We start from the raw sequence: 19,120 nt of genomic DNA, 5'->3' as shown, positions 1-19,120 counted from the left end.
CCGACGCGTGGCTAGCATCGGGGCATGGACCCCGCCCTGCCCTCCCCCGCCGCACCGCTCGAGCCTCCGCCCGGGGAGAACCCGTTCGTCCTCACCGTCGCGTGCCCGGACCGCAAGGGGATCGTGCACGCGGTGTCCGGGGCGCTGCTGGGCGCCGGCGCGGACATCGCGGAGTCGCAGCAGTACGGCTCCCCCGACTCGGGCGACTTCTTCCTGCGGGTGCAGTTCACGACGCCGGAGGCGCGCTCCGCCGTCGAGGCCGCTCTGGCCCCGGTTCGCGCCGAGTTCGGGATGCGCGCCCAGCTGTGGGACGCGGGCCGCCGCATGCGCACGCTCGTGATGTGCTCGAAGGACGGGCACACGCTCAACGACCTGCTGTTCCAGCAGCGCGCGGGCAGCCTGCCGATCGAGGTGCCCGTCGTCGTCTCGAACCATCTCGACCTGCAGCCCCTCGCCGCCTTCTACGGCGTGCCCTTCGTGCACGTGCCGATCTCCACGGACCCGGCGAGCCGCGGCACCAAGGCCGCCGCCGAGGCGCGCCTGCGCGAGCTGATCCGCGAGCACGACATCGACCTCGTGGTCCTCGCCCGCTACATGCAGATCCTCTCGGACGAGCTGTGCGGGGACCTCGAGGGCATGGCCATCAACATCCATCACTCGTTCCTGCCCTCGTTCAAGGGGGCGCGGCCCTACCACCAGGCGCACGAGCGCGGCGTGAAGATCATCGGCGCCACGGCCCACTACGTCACCGCCGACCTCGACGAGGGGCCGATCATCGCCCAGTCCGTCCAGCCCGTGACCCACGCCCAGACCGCGGAGGACTTCGTGGAGCGCGGCCGGGACGTGGAGGGCTCCACGCTCGTCCAGGCCGTGCGCTGGCACGCCGAGCACCGCGTGCTGGTGGACGGGAGGCGGACGGTGGTGTTCGCGTGAGGCGGCTCGTCACGCGCCCCTGACGGCGGCCGCCCCGCGTGCGTACGCTCGTGGCATGGCACACATCCTCACCGTCCAGGGCGCCACGCCCCGCATCCACGAGACCGTCTTCCTCGCCCCCACCGCCGCGATCACCGGCGACGTGGAGATGGCCGAGCGCTGCTCCGCGTTCTACGGCGTCTCCGTTCGCGGCGACTCTGCGCCCATCCGCGTCGGCGAGCGCACCAACCTGCAGGACAACGTCGTCCTCCACGCGGACGAGCACGTCCCCTGCACCCTCGGTGCGGGCGTCTCCGTGGGCCACGCCGCCGTGGTGCACGGCGCCACGGTCGGCGACGACTGCCTCATCGGCATGTCCGCCACCGTGATGAACGGCGCCGTGATTGGGGCGGGCACCCTCGTGGCGGCGGGCGCCGTCGTGCTGGAGGGCACGCAGGTGCCGCCGGGCTCCCTCGTGGCCGGCGTCCCCGCCACGGTGCGCCGCCCCCTCACCGACGAGGAGCGCGAGGGACTGAAGGCCAACGCCGCGACGTACCTGGAACTGGCCGCCGCCCACCGCGCCGCGGTCGTGACGGAGGAGATGCCCGGGGAGGAGACCGTCACGCAGTCCTGACCTCCCCCGGGACGCCTCAGGCTCGCGGTGCGGCGTCCCGCTGGGTGGCGAGCTCGATCTGCCGGCGGCGCTCGTCCGCGGCGCGGCGGGTCAGCTCCGCACCGGCCTCCGGATCCCGGGTCAGGTTCTCCCCGGACTCGGGGTCGAACAGGTGCAGGCGGGAGGTGTCCACCCACAGGTCCAGGGGCGTCCCGGGGCGGGCCAGGGACTCCGCGGAGAGCGTGGTCACGACGACGGGGCGCATCTCGTCCGCGTCCAGGTCCTTGGCGAGGTCTGCGAGCACGCCCGCGACCTCGGGGTCCGGCTGGAACTCGATGTAGCCGTACTGCTCGTGGCCCAGCCACTCGAGGTGGGTGAGGGAGGCCCGGAACACGGAGCCCGCCGCCTTCTTGTCCTCGTCCACGAGGGAGGCGTCCTCGAAGAACTCAGGGCGCAGGCCGACGAGGACGAGGTCCCGGCCGGCGGCGGCGCGCGCCTTCGCCTCGGGGATCGGGATGTCGCCGATCGGGGAGGACAGCACGTGCCGTCCGCCCTCGGAGCGCAGCGAGGCGGGCAGGAAGTTCATGGACGGCGAGCCGATGAAGCCGGCCACGAACAGGTTCAGCGGCTGCTCGTAGAGCTCGCGCGGGCTGGCGACCTGCTGGAGCACGCCCTTCTTGAGGACGGCCACGCGGTCGCCGAGCGTCATGGCCTCGGTCTGGTCATGGGTCACGTACACGGAGGTGGTGGCCAGGCGGCGCTGCAGCTGGGAGATCTCCGCGCGCATCTGGCCGCGGAGCTTGGCGTCCAGGTTGGAGAGCGGCTCGTCGAAGAGGAACGCGTCCGCCTCGCGGACGATCGCGCGGCCCATGGCCACGCGCTGGCGCTGGCCGCCGGAGAGGTTGCCCGGCTTGCGCTCCAGGTGGTCCGTCAGCTCGAGGACGCGGGCGGCGTCGCGCACCTTGCGGTCGATCTCCTCGTCGGAGGGCTTGCCGTCGCGGACGAGGCGCAGCGGGAACGCGATGTTCTCGTACACCGTCAGGTGGGGGTAGAGCGCGTAGTTCTGGAACACCATCGCGAGGTTGCGGTCCTTGGGGGCCGCCTCGTTCACGCGGCGCCCGCCGATCAGCAGCTCGCCGTCGGTGATGTCCTCGAGGCCCACGATCATGCGCAGGAGCGTGGACTTGCCGGAGCCGGAGGGGCCCACGAGGATGACGAACTCGCCGTCCTCGATGTCGAGGTTCACGTCCGAGATGGCGTGGTAGCCGTCGTCGTAGGTCTTGTCGATGTGGTTCAGGGTGATGGAGGCCATGGGGTGGGTCCTTTCGGGAAGGTCTCGTTCGCGGGCCTCAGCCCTTGACCGCGCCGTTGGTCAGACCGGCGACGATCTGGCGCTGGAAGAGCAGCACCAGGATCACGATCGGGATGGTCACGATGATGGCGGCCGCGGAGATCGCGCCCGTGGGCGACTCGAACTGCGAGGCGCCGGTGAAGAAGGCCAGCGCGGCGGGGACCGTGCGGGCGTCCTCGGTGGAGGTCAGCGAGATGCCGAACACGAAGTCGTTCCACGCGATGAAGAAGGCGATGATCGCCGTCGTGAAGACACCGGGGGCGGCCAGCGGCACGATCACCTTGCGGAAGGCCTCGAGCGGCGTGGCCCCGTCCACCTGAGCGGCCTGGTCCAGCTCCCACGGGATCTGCCGGAAGAACGCGGTCAGGGTCCAGATGGAGATCGGCAGCGTCAGGGACAGGTAGGGGATGATCAGGCCGAGCCAGGTGTCGTAGAGCCCGAGCGTGCGCCACATGTTGAACAGGGGCGTGACGAGCGAGATCACGGGGAACATGGACACCATGAGTGACACGGTGAGCACGAGCTTCTTGCCCGGGAAGTCCAGGCGGGCGATCGCGTAGGCGCACAGCGTGGCCAGGACGACGGCGATCAGGGTGGCGATCACCGTGATGCCGATCGAGTTGCGCAGCGCCGTGAGGAACAGCTCGCGGGAGCCGCCCACGAAGATCTCCTCGTAGTTGACCGTGGACCACTGCGTGGGCAGCAGCTTCCCGTTCGCCAGGTCCGCGGGCGTCTTGAAGCTCGTGGCGAAGATGGAGAACAGCGGGAAGAGGCACCACACGCCGATCACCACGGCGAGGAGCCACCACAGCAGGCTCTGGCGGGCGGCGCCTGGACGGCGGGCGGGAGTGTGGCGGTCGACGGGAGCCGCGGTCAGCTCGGGGTGGTCGGCGGGTTCGACCGAGGGGACGGGGACGGCGCTGCTCACTTGGAACCTCCTCGGTCGGCCAGGTCCACCTTGAAGACCTTCATCGCGATGAACGCCATCAGCGCCACGCACAGGAACAGGAGCACGGAGATCGCGGAGCCCATGCCGATCTCGAGCCGTCCGATGGAGGTGCGGTAGGCCAGCAGCGAGAGGACCTCGGTGCCGTAGGCGCCGTTGGTCATGATGTAGATGGAGTCGAAGATGCGGAACGCGTCCATCGCGCGGAACAGCACGGCCACCATGATGGACGCCTTCATCGTCGGCAGGATCACGAGGCGCATGCGCTGCCACCACGAGGCGCCGTCCACGGCGGCTGCCTCGGTGAGGTCGCCCGGCACCTGGGCCAGGCCGGCCAGCAGGAGCAGGGAGATGAACGGCGTGGTCTTCCAGATCTCCGAGAGCATGATCACGGACAGCGCCGTGGAGCCCTGGGCGAACCAGTTCAGGTCCGTGCTGATCCCCGGCACCCAGTCGAACCAGTGGTTGATGAAGCCGGAGTCGATGGAGAACATGTAGAACCACGCGAAGGCGGACACCACGGTGATGATGCCGTAGGGCACCAGGATCATGGTGCGGATCAGCCCGCGGGTGCTCGTGATGGCGTGGTGCATGGCCAGGGCCAGCAGGAAGCCGAGGATCAGCTCCACCACCACGGTGACCAGGGTGATCAGCAGAGTGATCCCGAGATCCCGCCAGAAGACCGGGTCGGAGAGGATCACGCCGTAGTTGCCGAGCCCCACGAACTCCCGCTCCCCCGGCGCCGTCAAGCGGTAGGTGAACAGCGAGTCGTAGAGCGCCTGCAGGATCGGGTAGAGCACCACGAACAGCATGACGAAGAACGCCGGGCCGGCGAGCATCCAGCCGAGGCGGGCCTCGGACGTCGCGCGAGCGGACTTCCGACGGCGCGGCCGGCGCGACTGCTCCGGTGCGGTGATGGACGTGACAGCGGTGCTCACAGCAGGCGCTCCCCTCGGAGGACTTCCTGGATGAAGGCGTCGGTCTCGGCCGGGGTGACGGCCGGGTCCACGTTCGACGGCGGCGCGTAGCGCTGCTGGATCGCGGTGGACACCTCGTTGTAGTACGGCGTCTGCGGGCGCGGTGCGCCCTGTTCCAGGGACTCCCGGATCGCGGGCGCCATGGGGTACTTCTCGATGACCTCGGGGTCCTCGTAGGCGACGGGGTCGGCCGGCGGGTTGCCGTTGTCCCGGAAGTACTGGGCCTGGTGCTCGGCGGTGGTGATGCACTGGACCGCCTTCCACGCGAGGTCCGCGTGCTCGGACTTCGCGCCCACGCCCAGGTTGATGCCGCCCACGGGCGGGGCGGAGTCCTTCCCCTGCGTCGTCTGGGGGTAGAGGGCCCAGCCGATGTCCTCGGGGAGGTCCTCCGGCAGGGAGCCCTCCTTGACGGAGGCGAGGGTGGCCGGCCACACGAACGGCCAGTTCACCATGAAGGACCCGGAGTCGCCCTGGAAGAGCAGCATCGAGGCGTTCTCGTCCTGCGTGGGGAGGCCGGCGCTGCCGAGCCCCTCCTTGCCGATCGTGGAGATGATCTCGGCGGCCTTGCGGCCGGCCTCGGACCCGAAGTTCGTCTGCACCTCGTCCGCGGGCGCGTCGGGGTTGGCGAGGATGTGCTCGCCACCGCCCTCCACGAGGGCGTTGAGCCACACGGTCATGGACTCCCCGCGGGCGCCCTGGACGCCCAGCTCCTTGTCCTGCTCGCGGGCCACCTCGATGAGCTGGTCCCACGTGACGGGCTGGGACATGTCCAGCCCAGCCTCCTCGGCCACCGACTTGCGGTACCACAGCAGCTGCGTGTTGGCCCAGAACGGGACCGTGACGATCTCGTCCTTCCATGTGGCGCCGGCCAGCGCACCCTCGAGGGCGTGCGCCCTCGCCTGCTGCTGCAGATCCTCCGGCACGGGGGCCAGGAAGCCGGGCTCCGCGAGCTCGGGGACGAAGGGCGGGTCGAGGGACATGATGTCCATCGAGGTGTCGCCCGCCGCGAGCCGGCGCGTCAGCTGCTCCCGCTGGGAGGCCGCGTCCGTGGGCAGCATGGACGTCTCGACGGCGTACTCGCCGCCGGCCGCGTCCGTGCACTGCTTCGCGATGGCCGCCTGCCCGCCGTCGTCCGGGTTGGTGTACCAGGTGAGGGTGGGCGCCCCCTCCTCGGCCGGGGCGCATCCGGCCAGTATGAGCGCTCCGGCGGTCATCACGGAGGCCATCGTCGCCCCCCGTGAGAGCCGAGCCCGCTGCTGTCTCGTCACTGCAAACCTCGTTCGCTCCGGAAGTTGTGACACACACCCTACTCCGCGCGGATGCGCGTGGCCCACCTCACATCAGGCGCCGGCGGCGCGCTTCGTCTTCGCCGTGGGCGACGCCGTCGCGGGGTCCTCAGGCCACGGGTGCTTGGGGTAGCGGCCCCGGTTCTCCGCACGTACGTGGGCGTAGGGTCCCGCCCAGAAGGAGGGCAGGTCCGCGGTGACGGCGAGCGGCCGCCCCGCCGGGGAGAGCAGGTGCAGCACCACGGGCAGCCGGCCGTCCGCCACGGCGGGGCTCTGCGCGGCCCCCAGGAACTCCTGCAGCTTGGCCGCCACCACCGGCGCCGTCTCCTCGTCCGTGGCCGGGTACTCCACGGCCGCCGTCCGCCCGCTGGGGATGGGCAGCCGTTCGGGGGCCAGCTCGTCGAGGCGCCCGGCCTCCGGCCACGGCAGGATCCCGCGCAGCAGCCCGGCGACGTCCACGGAGGCGGCCGAGCGGCCCGCCGCGAGCTCCGCCGCGATCTCGGCCACGAGCGGCCCGAGGTCCGGGAGGGCGGCGGTGGAGAGGTCCGGCCACGGCCGGCCCAGCACCCGGTGCAGGAGGTGGACGCGGCGGCGAAGGCGCTCCCCCGCACCTGGTCCGGCCCCGGGCTCGAAGCGGGCCAGCCCCTCCGCGGCCAGGGCGGCGCGCACGGCGTCCGCGGCCGCGGCGGCGTCGACGCGCGCGGGCCCCTCCGCGAGCGGGATCGCCCCCAGCATCGTCCTGCGGCGGCCCGTGAGCCGTCCGCCCTTCCACGCCGCGTCCGCCTCGTCCCGGAGGAGTGCCGCCGCGGCGTCCTCGGCGATCTCCCGGGTGATCGGGGCGGCCGCGCGGATCACGGCGCCGGTGCCCTCGGCGTCGCCGGCGGCGCGGGAGGCCTCCGCGACGGCGAGCCACGCCGCGCCCCGCAGCTCTCCCCCGCCGCTGCGCGGCAGGGATGCGCGCGTCCCCGAGGCGAGCAGGTAGGCGTCCGTGTCCTCCACCCGCCGCGCCACCCGGCCCGGGGCGCTCAGTGCGACGACGATGCCCGCCGCGTGCGCGGCCCGGCCCCCGTCAGCGCCCCCGTCGGAGGCCCGGCCGGCGCGTCGCCCCGTCTCCCGTCCGCCGCTCGACCCCCGGGTCACGATCCGCTCGAGCCGCTCGGCCTCCCGCCGCCATCGGCCGGACTCGGGGTGGCCCCCGCCCCGCAGCGCGGCGAGCAGCGCCTCGAGGTCGGCGCCGGGCGCGCGCACGTCGAGGGCGAGGAGGGCCACGGCCGCGGCGGCGGCGCGCGCGCCCACGCGGTCCGCGCCGGCCAGGAGCGCGTGGCCGAGCGCCGGGTCCACCGGCAGGCCGGCCAGGACCGTCCCGTGCGCCGTGATGCGGCCGTCCCCGTCCACGGCTCCGAGCTCGGCGAGCGTTCGACGGGCCTCGGCCATCGCGTCGGCGGGCGGATCCTCGGGCAGCACCACGCCCTCTCCGCCCGGCGCGCCCCACGCCGCGAGCGCGAGCGCCACGGGGGCGAGGTCCACCACGGCCAGGGCCGGCGTCGGGGCGGCGGGGGCGGCGCCGAGGGCCGCGGCACTGTGGCAGCGCACCACCGTGCCGGGGCCGAGGCGGGCGGCGCGGCCTGCCCGCTGGCCGGCGGCCGCGCGGGAGGCCTGCACCGTGACAAGGCCGGTCATGCCGCGGCCGCGGTCCCGCCGGGGCTCGCGCGCCAGCCCGGAGTCGACGACGAGCCGGACCCCCGGGACGGTCAGGGAGGACTCGGCCACCGCCGTCGTGACCACCACGCGGGGAACCTCCGGCCGCGTGCGTCCGGCGAGGGCGGCGTCCTGCTCGGCGGCCTCCTGGCGGCCGTGCAGGGTGTGCACCTCGGTGCCGGGGGCGCGCCGCGTGATGCGCTCGGCCACCGCCTCCACCTCCGCGACGCCGGGGAGGAAGACGAGCGCGTCCACGGTGGGGTCGGCCGCGAGGGCCTCCGCGTGGGAGCGGACGGCGACGTCGGCCACGTGGTCCAGGAAGGCCCGCTCGACGCGGCCGTCCGCGGTGAGGCGCGGGGCGCCGAACGGGGCGTGCTCCTCGCGCAGCGGGTGCAGGACGGCCGGGGTGCGCACCACCGGGACGGCGTCGGCGTCGACGCCCATGCCGGCGGCCCAGCGCGCGGCCAGGGACTCGGCGTCCACCGTGGCGGACATGGCCACGAGCAGCAGCTCGGGACGCAGCTGCCGCAGGTCGGCGAGGAGGGCGAACAGGACGTCCGTGTCCAGGTCGCGCTCGTGGACCTCGTCCAGGATCACGGCACCGACGCCGTCGAGGCCCGGGTCGGCCAGGAGGCGGCGCAGCAGCAGGCCCGGAGTCACGAACTCGACCGCCGAGCGGCCTCCGCCCACCGACTCGCCGCGCACCGCGTAGCCGACTGCGTCGTCAGGATCGTCTGAGCCGACGGCCGTGTGCAGGCGCCGCCACGCGGCGCGCACGGCCACCCGGCGCGGCTGCGTGACCAGGGTGCGCCCACCGTCCTGCCGCGCGAGCCGGACGGCGACGGCGGGCGGCACCACGGTGGTCTTGCCCGTGCCGGGCGGGGCGTGGACCACGGCGGCCCCGTGCGCCTCGAGGGCGGCCTCCAGCTCGGGCAGCACCGCGGTGACCGTGAGGCCGGCCCCGAGCGCATCGAGGGCGGCCGCGATCCGGCCCTGCGGCGTCACGGGCGGGGCCCCCGGCCGGCGGGAGGCGACGGGGTCCGAGGGCGTGTGGGGGCGGCTGGCGGAGGTGGGCATCACCGTCCATTGTGGCGGCCGCCGCGGACCTGTCCGGCGCGCGGGGCACTGACTAGGCTGAGGCGCATGATGACTCCCGTCCAGGACCACCTCGACCGCCTGACCGCCGCCTTCCCCGGCGACGACGAGGGCAGGGGCGGCCTGGGCGTGGCCGTGACCCTCGTGGACGGGCACCGCTACGTCTCCGGGTCCTCGGCCGCCGTGCCGCTGGCGGCCCTGGCCTCCCCCGTCCTCCACGCCCTCGCCGTGGAGGACCTCGGCGCGGCGGGCGTGGCCGAGCGGGTGGGCGGCACGCCCGTCCCGGAGGACGACTCCCGGCTCGAGGTGGAGGCGGAGACGGGACGCGCGTTCAACCCGCTGCAGAACACGGGCGTGGTGGCCACCGCCGCCCTCGTCAAGGGCCGCGGCGGGCGGGACCGGGCCGGACGCCTGCTCCAGCTGCTCTCCACCCTCCTGGACCGCGAGGTCAGCGTCACGGAGACGGCCGTCAAGGTGGAGAACCGCGCCCAGCACCAGACGCGCGCCGCCGCGTGGCTGCTGAAGTCCCTGGACGTGCTGGACACGGACCCGGAGCCCTTGCTCGAGGACATCGCGACCCTGCGCGCCGTGCCCGTGAAGGTCGAGGACCTCGCCCTCGTGGCGGGCACCCTGGCCCACGGCGGCATCCACCCCGTCACCGGGGCCCGCGTGCTGGAGGAGGAGACCGTCCGCGCCGTGCTCTCCGTGCTGGACTCGTGCGGCATGGACACCCGGCAGCCCCTGTGGGCGTACGACGTCGGCCAGCCCGGCTGGGCGTCCACCCGCGGCGGCACGATCATGGTGGTCGTGCCCGGGCACATGGGCCTGGCCCTGCAGGCGCCTGACCTGGACGAGCACCGCGTGTCCGCCGCCGGCATGGCCGCGCTGCGCTGCCTCGTGGAGGACTTCGAGCTGCACCCCTCCGTGGTCACCGGCTCGCCCCGGGCCGCCTTCCGCGCCCACTACCGCGTGGACCAGGCACCCTCCGGCGCGGTGCGCAGCGCCCAGGTGCAGGACGCACTGGACGCGTTCGGGAACACGGTGCACGTGCTGGAGCTGGGCGGGCACGTCGGGTTCAGCCAGGTGGACGCGCTCGCCCGCGTGGTGCGCGGCCTCCCGGACGAGCTGGAGACCCTGCTCGTGGACATCCGGTCCGTCAGCACCGTGACCCGCTCCGCCCGCCTGCTCGTGGCGCGGTGGTTCGCCTATGCCCTGGACTCGGGGTTGGACGTGGTGCTCGTGGACCGGGACGAGGCCATGGTGGCGGAGCTGATGGCCGCCGTCGAGGAGTCCGTGGACGTGAGCCTGCCGGATCCCCGCCAGGAGGCCGCGCGGGACCTCGAGTCCGCCCCGGACCGCCCGGAGTTCCTGTTCTTCGACTCCCGCTCCCGGGCCATCCAGTGGGCCGAGCAGCGCCTGCTGGTCCGCCACGCCCCGCAGCTGCTGCCCCACTCGCAGGAGGAGGCCGCGGTGGCGCCCCTACTGCAGCACCTCTCCGCCGAGGACGCGGGCCTGCTCGAGTCCATGATGGACGAGCGCGTGTACACGGACGGGCAGATCATCCGCCGCGCGGGCCAGCCCTTCGGCGGCATCTACGTGATCACGTCCGGCCGCGTGGAGCTCACGGGGCAGGGCACGGGCGGGCGGCGCACCCGCAGGACCGTGCTCACCCCGGGGATGACCTTCGGCGAGATGGCGCTCGGCCAGTCCGGCCGTCAGCCCTCCACGGTGAGCGCCCGTGGCGACGTCACCGCCCGGGTCCTGACCGCGCACGTGATGTACGCCCTGCAGGAGGGCTCTCCGCAGCTGGCCATCAAGCTGTGGGAGGCGCTGGCGCGCGACGCCTTCACTGCCCTGGGCCAGCTCATCCGCGAGACGGGCGCCCTGCAGGACTGAGGGCCGACGGGCTCGGCGCGGCCGCGGCGTGGCGACCGCACCGCGCGGCGACCGCGGCGGGCGACTCAGCGCCCGAGCACGTGGCGCAACGCGCCCTCCAGCTCGTCGTCCCGCATCGCATAGCCCGAGTCCACGAGTCGCCCGGCCTCCACCTTCTGGTCCGCGCGGACGGTCTCCGCGTCCCCCTCCGCGCCGAGCAGGAGCCGCGGCCCGAAGGCGGGCACCGGCAGCACGGACGGACGGTGCAGCACGCGGCCCAGCACGGTGGCGAACTCCTTGGCCGTGACGGGCTCGGGGGCGACGGCGTTGAGCGGCCCGGCCACGTCGTCGTCGAGCACCGCGTGAGCGAAGGCCCCGGCGACGTCGTCGGCCCCCACCCAGCTGACCCACGGGCTCCCGTCGTGGCTCTCGCCGCCGGAGGTAGCCATGGGGCCGCCGAGCCCGGCGAGGAAGAGCGGCAGCACCTGCTGGAGCATGCCGCCTGCGGGGCTGAGCACCACGCCCACCCGCACGCGGGCCACCCGGGCGCCGAAGGCCTCGGCCCGCACGGCCTCGGCCTCCCAGTCCGCGCAGACCTCCGCGAGGAAGTCGTCGCCGGGCTCGAGCTCCTCCCCGAGCCCCGCGCCGAACGGGCCGGTGCCGGCGTGCGCGCCGTAGTAGCCGATGGCCGAGCAGTTCACGAGCGCGGGGACCCGGGGCAGGCGCCCCATCGCGTCGACGAGGGTGCGCGTGCCGCGCACACGGGAGTCGTGCACGGCCTCCTTGTGCGCGTCCGTGAAGCGGCCGGCGATCGGCTCCCCCGCGAGGTTGACGATCACGTCCACCTGGGCGAGCGCGGACTCGTCCACCCGCTCGCGCGCCGGGTCCCACAGGGCGGCGTCCGGGGCCGCAGCCTGCTCCGGGCTGCGCACGAGGCGGATCACGCGGTGCCCGCCGCTCATGAGCAGCGCGGTCAGCTGGGCGCCGATCAGCCCGGACGCCCCGGTGACCGCCACGGTGCGTGCGGGCCCTCCGGTGAGCGGGCCGGGGTGTGCGGCGTGGAAGGCGAGGTCGTCGGCCATCACGCGGGCGCGGTAGGCGAACTGGCGGCGCAGCTCGGCCTCGAAGCCGCGGCCGGCCCATGCGGCCGCGGTGCCGCCGATGCCGGGCACGCGGCCCAGCAGCCCCTCCCCCGGCAGCACGTACTCGATGCGGTCCAGCACCACCGTGCCCGGGGTGCCGGCGGCCGTGTCCGCCTCGCCGGGGGCTGCGTCCTCCAGAGTGTGCGTGTGCGTCCAGGAGCGCAGGGGGCCCGAGACCATCTCGTCCCGGAACATCCGGCCCTCCTCGTATGCCGTGTGCCGCGCGTGCCACGGCACCTTGGGCGTGGCGGCCGCCGGGATGCGGGAGGACACGGCGTCCGGCAGCATGCCGGCCAGCAGGCCCCGGGAGGTGTCCGCGAGCAGTCCGAGCGAGCCCGGCGGGCTGATGCGCAGTCGGGTCTCCGAGCCGACCGCCAGGCCGTTCGTGGGCCCGTGCACGAGTTCGGAGGCGAACGGCGGGTTCATGCGCTGGAGCGCCCCGGGGTTGGCCAGCCAGCGGAACACGACGTCGCGGGGGTGGCGCAGGAGGGTGCGGTGCTCGAACACGTGGGTCTCGGTCATGCCCTCACCCTGGCACACCGGAGCGGGGCGCGCCCGGGCTGACGGACAATGGGGGCATGGACTTCGCCCCCGAGCTGCGCTGGACCGCCGCCGCCCTCCCCGACACGGGCCTGAACCTCGTGGCCGTGTACTCCCCCGAGGACCACACCGTGCGGGCCTCCGGGGTGGCCGTCCCCGACGACGGCGAGCCGCACGCCGCGGCGATCGGCCGCCTCCTGCTGACGCTGATGGACCGACTGGCCGTGCTGGACCCGCCGACGGCGGACCGCGAGATGCACCCGCTGCCGGTCGAGCCCCGTGCGGGCGTGGCGCAGCCCGTGGCCGATGCGCTCGGGGCGTATGCGGCCGGCGACGTCGCCGCGCTCGACGCCCTTGCGGTGGCGCAGCCGGGCACCGCCTTCCGCCAGGCCGCGTGGGCGGCGCTGCGGGGGATCACGCCCGGCGCGCCCGTCTCGTACACGGAGCTGGCCCTGCGCGCCGGGTCGCCGCGAGCCGTGCGTGCCGCCGGCGGGGCGTGCGCCGCGAACCTGGTGGCCGTCGTCGTGCCGTGCCACCGCGTGGTGCCGACCTCCGGCGGGGTCGGACAGTACCTGTACGGCCCCGCCGCCAAGCGGGCGCTGCTGGAGCACGAGGCGCGGCACGCGGCCTGACCCCCGGGCGCACGAGGGCCCCGGCACCATGACGGTGCCGGGGCCCTCGTGTTGTCCCGCCCCCTGAGGGGACGCCGGGCTCAGTGGATCAGACGGACAGCTTGTCCATGATCGCGTTCAGCGTGGCAGAGGGACGCATGACGTCGACGACCTTGTCCATGGACGGCGCGTAGTAGCCCTCGATGTCCACGGGCTTGCCCTGCACGCCGTTGAGCTCGGCCAGGATGGTCTGCTCCTGGGCCTCCAGCTCCTCGGCGACCGGCTTCGCCGCGGCCGCCAGCTCGGCGTCCTCGGTCTGCTTCGCCAGCTCGCGGGCCCAGTACAGCGCCAGGTAGAAGTGGCTGCCGCGGTTGTCCAGCTCGCCGACCTTGCGCTGCGGGGACTTGCCCTCGATCAGCAGGGTGCCCGTGGCGGCGTCCAGGGTGTCCGCCAGGACCTGCGCGCGGTGGTTCTCGTTCGCGACCGCCTCGTGCTCGAAGGACACGGCCAGCGCGAGGAACTCACCGAGGGAGTCCCAGCGCAGGTGGTTCTCCTCCACCAGCTGCTGCACGTGCTTCGGGGCGGAGCCGCCCGCACCGGTCTCGAACAGGCCGCCGCCGTTGAGCAGCGGGACGACCGAGAGCATCTTCGCGGAGGTGCCCAGCTCGAGGATCGGGAACAGGTCCGTGTTGTAGTCACGCAGCACGTTGCCGGTCACGGAGATGGTGTCCTCGCCGCGGCGGATGCGCTCCACCGAGAGCTTGGCGGCCTCCACCGGGGAGAGGATGCGGATGTCCAGGTCCTCGGTGTCGTGCTCCTTGAGGTACTCCTCGACCTTCTTGATGAGCTCGCGGTCGTGGGCGCGGGTCTCGTCCAGCCAGAACACGGCCGGGGTCTGGGACGCGCGGGCGCGGGTCACGGCCAGCTTCACCCAGTCGCGCACCGGGACGTCCTTGGTCTGGCAGGCGCGCCAGATGTCGCCGGCCTCGACCTCGTGGGAGAGCAGGGTCTCCCCGGCGGAGTTCTTCACGGCCACGGTGCCCGCGGCGTCCATGATGAACGTCTTGTCGTGCGAGCCGTACTCCTCGGCCTTCTGCGCCATGAGCCCCACGTTCGGGACGGTGCCCATGGTGGTGGGGTCGTAGGCGCCGTTGGCCTTGCAGTCGTCGATCACGGCCTGGTAGACGCCGGCGTAGGAGGAGTCCGGGATGACGGCCAGGGTGTCCTGGGTCTGGTCGTCCTTGTTCCACATGCGGCCGGAGGTGCGGATCATGGCGGGCATGGAGGCGTCCACGATCACGTCGGAGGGCACGTGGAGGTTGGTGATGCCCTTGGCGGAGTTCACCATGGCCACGTCCGGGCCGTTCTCGTAGGCGGCGGCGATGGCGGCGCGCACACCCTCGGCGGTCTCGGCGTCGAGCTTGTCCAGGCCGCCCTCGATCGCGGCGAGGCCGTTGTTCGCGGACAGGCCGGCGGCGGCCAGCTGCTCGCCGTACTTCTCGAACAGCTCGGAGAAGTAGGCCTTCACGACGTGGCCGAAGATCACCGGGTCGGAGACCTTCATCATGGTGGCCTTCAGGTGCGCGGAGAAGAGGATCCCCTCCTCCTTGGCGCGCTTGACCTGCTCGGCGAGGAACGCGTCCAGTGCCTTGGCGGACATGAACGTGCCGTCCACGACCTCGCCCTTGAGGACCTTCAGGCCCTCCTTGAGCACGGTGGTCTTCCCGTCCTCGCCGGTGAACTCGATCGTCAGCACGTCGGCGGCCGGCAGGGTCACGGACTGCTCGTTGGCGCGGAAGTCGTCCGCGCCCATGGTGGCGACGGCGGTCTTGGAGTCCGCGGACCACGCGCCCATCGAGTGGGGGAACTTCTTGGCGTAGTTCTTCACGGCCTTGGGCGCGCGACGGTCCGAGTTGCCCTCGCGCAGCACCGGGTTCACGGCGGAGCCCTTGACGGAGTCGAAGCGCTTGCGGGCGTCCTTCTCCTCGTCGGTCTGCGGGTCGTCGAGGTAGTCCGGCAGGGCGTAGCCGTCCGCCTGGAGCTCCTTGACCGCGGCGCGCAGCTGCGGCACGGAGGCGGAGATGTTCGGGAGCTTGATGACGTTGGCCTCGGGGGTCTTCACGAGCTCGCCGAGCTCGGCGAGGGCGTCGTCGACGCGCTGGTCCTCGGGGAGGACGTCCTTGAAGGCGGCGAGGATGCGGCCGGCCAGGGAGATGTCCCGGGTCTCGATCTCGACGCCGGCGGTGCCCGCGTAGGCGCGCACGATCGGCAGCAGGGAGGCGGTCGCCAGCATGGGCGCCTCGTCGGTGAGCGTGTAGATGATCTTCGACATGCGGATCTCTCCATTCTGGCCGCGCTCGGGGGCACGTCCGTGGTCGGCATGGGACGGGTGTCTCACCGCCAATCTACCCGGCGGGTCGCACGCGTCACAGCGTGTGGACGCGCGCGACGCCGGCGGGCACGCCCCGGCTGCGCGCTGTCAGCGGGGCTCGGGACCCTGCCGGTCCGGACCCTCCGACGAGTACCAGCCCGGCCTCCTGTCCGCCGATGCCGGCGGCGCGGCCGGGGAGCGGGCGCCGAGGCCGTCGTCCACGCCGGCCTCGCCGCCGGGGTGCGTGCCCGACGCGGCCCTCGCGCCTCGGAACGCCGCCCCGAGGCGCGCGGCGTGATCGATCTGTTCCTGCGCTGCCCGACGCCGGCGCTCCGCCGCGGCCAGAAGGATCCGGGCGATGGTGCCCACCACCATGCACGCGAGCAGCCCTGCCCAGCCGCTGCCGATCAGCACCTCGGTCATCATGCCGTCCCCCATCATGCGCCCAGACTGGACACCGCCGGGGGCGGACGCCATGGTCAGCCGTGGAAGAAGTGCCGCGCCCCGGTGAGGTACATCGTGATCCCGGCCGCCTCGGCCGCGGCCATGACCTCCTCGTCCCGCACGGAGCCGCCGGGCTGGACGACGGCCTTGACGCCGGCGTCGATCAGGATCTGCAGACCGTCCGCGAAGGGGAAGAACGCGTCCGAGGCCGCCACGGCGCCGCGGGCCCGCTCAGGGGCGCCGGTGCCGGAGACGTTCTCCGCGCCGCCCGCCGTCGTGATCTCCTTGACCACGTCCTGGCCGCCGGTCTGCGCCGCGCCGAGCGTGTTGGCGCGCTCCACGGCCAGGCGGCACGAGTCGAGGCGGTTGACCTGGCCCATGCCGACGCCCACGGTGGCACCGTCGGAGGCCAGCAGCACGGCGTTCGACTTGGCGGCGCGCACCGCGCGCCACGCGAAGGCGAGGTCGGCCAGCGTGGCCTCGTCGGCGGCGGGACCGGCGGCGCGGGTCCAGGTCGCCGGGTCGTCGCCCTCGGCGTCCACGGCGTCCGCGACCTGCAGCAGCATGCCGCCGGAGACCTGCTTGGCCTCCACGGAGTCGTGGGCGAAGCCCGCCGGCAGGCTCAGCAGGCGCAGGTTCTTCTTCGCGGAGAGGATCTCCACGGCCTCGACGTCGAAGGACGGCGCCACCACGACCTCCGTGAACACGTCCTTGACCTGCTGCGCCATGGCGGCGGTGACGGGGCGGTTGGCCGCGATCACGCCGCCGAACGCGGAGACGGGGTCGCACGCGTGCGCCTTGGCATGCGCCACGGCCACGTCCTCGCCCTCGCCCGCCACGGCCACGCCGCACGGGTTGGCGTGCTTGACGATCGCCACGGCGGGGGCCGCGTGGTCGAAGGCGGCGCGCACGGCGGCGTCCGCGTCCACGTAGTTGTTGTAGCTCATGGCCTTGCCGTGCAGCAGCTCCGCCTGCGCGATGCCCGGGGTGGCCGCGTGGTCCACGTAGAGCGCGGCCGGCTGGTGCGGGTTCTCGCCGTAGCGCAGGCTCGCGGCGCGCTCGAGGGAGAAGCCGGCGTAGGGCGGGAACACGGGGGTCTCGTCCGCGTCCTCGTCGCCGAAGTGGGACGCGGTCCAGGCGGCCACCGCGTTGTCGTAGGCGGCGGTGTGCGCGAAGGCCAGCGAGGCCAGGCGCCTGCGGGTGCGCAGGTCGAAGCCGCCGGACTGGGCCGCGGCCACGACGTCCCCGTAGCGCGCCGGGTCGACGACGATCGCCACGGAGGCGTGGTTCTTCGCCGCGGCGCGGACCATGGAGGGGCCGCCGATGTCGATCTGCTCGACGACGGCGTCCTCCCCGGCGCCCGACTTCACGGTGTCCACGAAGGGGTAGAGGTTCACCACCACGAGGTCGAAGGGCTCCACCTCGAGGTCGCGCAGCTGCGCCACGTGGTCCTCCCGGCGGCGGTCCGCGAGGATGCCGGCGTGCACACGCGGGTGCAGGGTCTTCACGCGGCCGTCCAGGCACTCCTGGAACCCGGTGACGTCGGCGACCTCCGTGACCGGGACACCGGCGCCGGCGATGCGCTGCGCCGTCGAGCCCGTGGAGACGATCTGCACGCCCGCGGCGTGCAGGCCCGCGGCCAGCTCCTCCAGCCCGGTCTTGTCATAGACGGAGATCAGCGCGCGCTTGAGCGGGACCGTGTCCAGGACGGTGGGGGCGGACTGGGCTGAGGTCACGGGGGACTCTCCTTCGGTGGGGGGGGGGAAGCGGTGCGGGGCCGCCTCCCAGTCTAGGACCGCGCATAATGGCCCCACACCCGTCCCGCCCGGCCGTCACAAGGGAGCCCGTCACCGTGTCCTCAGCCACCCGCACCTCCCCCCTGGACTCCCCCGCCCCGCCCACCGGCGAGTCCGTCGTGCAGGAGCTGCCCTGGCGCTGGTCCGTCCAGGGCCGGATCTTCCTCATCGGCGGCCTCGGCTTCATGTTCGACGCGTGGGACGTGGCCCTGAACGGCGTCATGATCCCGCTGCTCTCCGCCGAGTGGGGCCTCACGCGGCCCGAGGCGGCCTGGATCGGCACCGCCAACCTCATCGGCATGGGCCTGGGCGCGTTCCTGTGGGGCACCGTGGCCGACCGGATCGGCCGCAAGGCCGCGTTCTCCTGGACCCTCCTCGTGTTCGCCGTCTTCACGGTGGCCGGCGCCCTGGCGGACTCGCTCGTGTGGTTCGCGGCGTTCCGCTTCCTGGCCGGCATCGGCCTGGGCGGCACCATCCCCGTGGACTACGCGCTGGTCAGCGAGTTCACTCCGAAGCGGCTGCGGGGCCGGGTGCTCACCGCCATGGACGGCTGGTGGCCGGTGGGCGCGGCCCTGTGTGGCGTGGTCTCCGCATGGCTCGTGAGCACGTGGGGCGACTGGCGCCTGCCCCTGCTCGTCATGGTGCTGCCCGCCCTGCTCGTGTTCGTCGTGCGCCTGGGCATCCCCGAGTCGCCGCTGTTCCTGATGAGCCACCGCCGCGAGGCCGAGGCGCGCCGCGTGATCGACCGGATGGTCGCCGCGACCGGCGCCGAGCCCCGCCCGTACGTGATGCCCGCCGCCCAGGAGCGCCAGGCGGGCGGCCTCGGGGCGATCGGCTCCCAGCTGGCCGCCGTGTGGCGCTTCTCTCCGCGCATCACGGCCGCGGCCTGGGCCCTGTTCGTGACCATCATGCTCACCTACTACATCGCCCTGCAGTGGCTGCCGCAGTTCCTCATCGAGGCCGGCTACGCCGAGGACCGGGCGTTCGTGATGACCTCGGGCATGGCCGCCGTCGGCCTGCTCGGCGTGGTGGTCTCCGCGCTCCTGGTGGAGAGCACGGGCCGCCGCTGGCTGCTCGCCGTCAGCTCGATCCTCGCGAGCGGCGTGCTCGTGGCGCTGGCCGCCGTGATCGGCGTGCCCGCCGCCGCCCTCCCGCTCGTGCTCGTCTTCGGCTTCATCGTGCAGGTGGCCATCCCCGTGCTCTACACCTACGTGACCGAGCTCTACCCCACCTCGCTGCGGGCCTCCGGGTTCGGGTGGGCCTCCGCCGCGTCCCGCGTGGGCGCGGGCCTGGGCCCGCTGTTCTTCGTGGGGACGCTCGTCCCCGCGCTGGGGCTGCCCGGCGCCTTCGCCGTGACGGGCGGCCTCGTGGTGCTCGCCGCCGTCGTGATGTTCGCCTTCGCCCCCGAGACCCGCGGCCGCGCCCTGGAGGTGGACGCGCACTGAGGGCCGCCGGGGCGCGGC

14 protein-coding genes are annotated in these 19,120 nt (G+C 73.7%); 5 read left to right on the top strand and 9 right to left on the bottom strand.

Annotation, left to right across the window (positions count from 1 at the left end):
- Positions 1-24 precede the first annotated feature (24 nt).
- The gene (purU, locus tag KZX60_RS02185) at positions 25-933 is read left to right on the top strand and encodes a formyltetrahydrofolate deformylase (RefSeq protein WP_248115395.1); all 909 of its coding nucleotides are present in this window, start codon (positions 25-27) and stop codon (positions 931-933) included.
- A gap of 55 nt (positions 934-988) precedes the next feature.
- Positions 989-1,546 (top strand): gamma carbonic anhydrase family protein, encoded by a 558-nt coding sequence (locus KZX60_RS02180; protein ID WP_248115394.1) that lies wholly within the window; start codon positions 989-991, stop codon positions 1,544-1,546.
- Positions 1,547-1,562: 16 nt separating this feature from the next.
- On the opposite strand, the gene ugpC is transcribed toward KZX60_RS02180, so the two are convergent.
- From ugpC to KZX60_RS02155, 5 genes are all read right to left on the bottom strand, one after another.
- The gene (ugpC, locus tag KZX60_RS02175) at positions 1,563-2,837 is read right to left on the bottom strand and encodes a sn-glycerol-3-phosphate ABC transporter ATP-binding protein UgpC (protein WP_248115393.1); all 1,275 of its coding nucleotides are present in this window, start codon (positions 2,835-2,837) and stop codon (positions 1,563-1,565) included.
- A 37-nt stretch (positions 2,838-2,874) separates the two neighbouring features.
- Positions 2,875-3,690, bottom strand: coding sequence for a carbohydrate ABC transporter permease (locus tag KZX60_RS02170; RefSeq protein ID WP_248115500.1), 816 nt, complete (start codon positions 3,688-3,690; stop codon positions 2,875-2,877).
- Positions 3,691-3,800: 110 nt separating this feature from the next.
- On the bottom strand, positions 3,801-4,760 hold the full coding sequence (locus KZX60_RS02165) for a sugar ABC transporter permease (RefSeq protein ID WP_248115392.1): 960 nt from the start codon (positions 4,758-4,760) through the stop codon (positions 3,801-3,803).
- Positions 4,757-6,013 (bottom strand): extracellular solute-binding protein, encoded by a 1,257-nt coding sequence (locus KZX60_RS02160; RefSeq protein ID WP_248115499.1) that lies wholly within the window; start codon positions 6,011-6,013, stop codon positions 4,757-4,759. Before KZX60_RS02160 ends, KZX60_RS02165 begins: the two co-directional genes overlap by 4 nt.
- Before the next feature lie 126 nt (positions 6,014-6,139).
- On the bottom strand, positions 6,140-8,860 hold the full coding sequence (locus KZX60_RS02155) for an ATP-dependent helicase C-terminal domain-containing protein (RefSeq protein WP_248115391.1): 2,721 nt from the start codon (positions 8,858-8,860) through the stop codon (positions 6,140-6,142).
- 66 nt (positions 8,861-8,926) lie between these two features.
- Here KZX60_RS02155 and KZX60_RS02150 point away from each other — a divergent pair, with 66 nt between their 5' ends.
- Entirely contained in the window at positions 8,927-10,774 is a 1,848-nt protein-coding gene (locus KZX60_RS02150; RefSeq protein ID WP_248115390.1) for a glutaminase, read from the top strand.
- Positions 10,775-10,839: 65 nt separating this feature from the next.
- Here the strand turns inward: KZX60_RS02150 and KZX60_RS02145 are convergent, their stop codons facing one another.
- Positions 10,840-12,417, bottom strand: coding sequence for a TIGR01777 family oxidoreductase (locus KZX60_RS02145; RefSeq protein WP_248115389.1), 1,578 nt, complete (start codon positions 12,415-12,417; stop codon positions 10,840-10,842).
- A gap of 56 nt (positions 12,418-12,473) precedes the next feature.
- Between KZX60_RS02145 and KZX60_RS02140 the strand changes: the two genes are divergently transcribed.
- Positions 12,474-13,067 (top strand): methylated-DNA--[protein]-cysteine S-methyltransferase, encoded by a 594-nt coding sequence (locus KZX60_RS02140; RefSeq protein WP_248115388.1) that lies wholly within the window; start codon positions 12,474-12,476, stop codon positions 13,065-13,067.
- 88 nt (positions 13,068-13,155) lie between these two features.
- Here the strand turns inward: KZX60_RS02140 and KZX60_RS02135 are convergent, their stop codons facing one another.
- The 3 genes from KZX60_RS02135 to purH form a co-directional block, all read right to left on the bottom strand.
- Positions 13,156-15,378, bottom strand: coding sequence for an NADP-dependent isocitrate dehydrogenase (locus KZX60_RS02135; RefSeq protein ID WP_248115387.1), 2,223 nt, complete (start codon positions 15,376-15,378; stop codon positions 13,156-13,158).
- A gap of 147 nt (positions 15,379-15,525) precedes the next feature.
- Positions 15,526-15,858, bottom strand: a complete 333-nt coding sequence (locus KZX60_RS02130) for a hypothetical protein (protein WP_248115386.1) — start codon at positions 15,856-15,858, stop codon at positions 15,526-15,528.
- 38 nt (positions 15,859-15,896) lie between these two features.
- Positions 15,897-17,597 carry a bifunctional phosphoribosylaminoimidazolecarboxamide formyltransferase/IMP cyclohydrolase gene (gene purH / locus KZX60_RS02125; protein ID WP_248115385.1) on the bottom strand — a complete coding sequence of 567 codons (1,701 nt, stop codon included), beginning with the start codon at positions 17,595-17,597 and terminating at the stop codon, positions 15,897-15,899.
- Between the two features lie 116 nt (positions 17,598-17,713).
- Here purH and KZX60_RS02120 point away from each other — a divergent pair, with 116 nt between their 5' ends.
- Positions 17,714-19,102: an MFS transporter gene (locus tag KZX60_RS02120; protein ID WP_248115384.1), complete on the top strand. Its 1,389-nt coding sequence runs from the start codon at positions 17,714-17,716 to the stop codon at positions 19,100-19,102.
- Positions 19,103-19,120: the final 18 nt, after the last annotated feature.

This window comes from Micrococcus sp. EYE_212, from assembly GCF_023147585.1.
Taxonomy (GTDB): domain Bacteria; phylum Actinomycetota; class Actinomycetes; order Actinomycetales; family Micrococcaceae; genus Micrococcus.
This window is presented reverse-complemented; position numbering and strand designations above follow the sequence as displayed.

Excerpts from the sequence above, each read along its gene's own strand:
- purU (WP_248115395.1), top strand. The coding sequence starts at position 25 with ATGGACCCCGCCCTGCCCTCCCCCGCCGCACCGCTCGAGCCTCCGCCC.
- KZX60_RS02180 (WP_248115394.1), top strand. The coding sequence starts at position 989 with ATGGCACACATCCTCACCGTCCAGGGCGCCACGCCCCGCATCCACGAG.
- ugpC (WP_248115393.1), bottom strand. The coding sequence starts at position 2,837 with ATGGCCTCCATCACCCTGAACCACATCGACAAGACCTACGACGACGGC.
- KZX60_RS02160 (WP_248115499.1), bottom strand. The coding sequence starts at position 6,013 with ATGACCGCCGGAGCGCTCATACTGGCCGGATGCGCCCCGGCCGAGGAG.
- KZX60_RS02155 (WP_248115391.1), bottom strand. The coding sequence starts at position 8,860 with ATGCCCACCTCCGCCAGCCGCCCCCACACGCCCTCGGACCCCGTCGCC.
- KZX60_RS02150 (WP_248115390.1), top strand. The coding sequence starts at position 8,927 with ATGATGACTCCCGTCCAGGACCACCTCGACCGCCTGACCGCCGCCTTC.
- KZX60_RS02145 (WP_248115389.1), bottom strand. The coding sequence starts at position 12,417 with ATGACCGAGACCCACGTGTTCGAGCACCGCACCCTCCTGCGCCACCCC.
- KZX60_RS02140 (WP_248115388.1), top strand. The coding sequence starts at position 12,474 with ATGGACTTCGCCCCCGAGCTGCGCTGGACCGCCGCCGCCCTCCCCGAC.
- KZX60_RS02135 (WP_248115387.1), bottom strand. The coding sequence starts at position 15,378 with ATGTCGAAGATCATCTACACGCTCACCGACGAGGCGCCCATGCTGGCG.
- KZX60_RS02130 (WP_248115386.1), bottom strand. The coding sequence starts at position 15,858 with ATGATGGGGGACGGCATGATGACCGAGGTGCTGATCGGCAGCGGCTGG.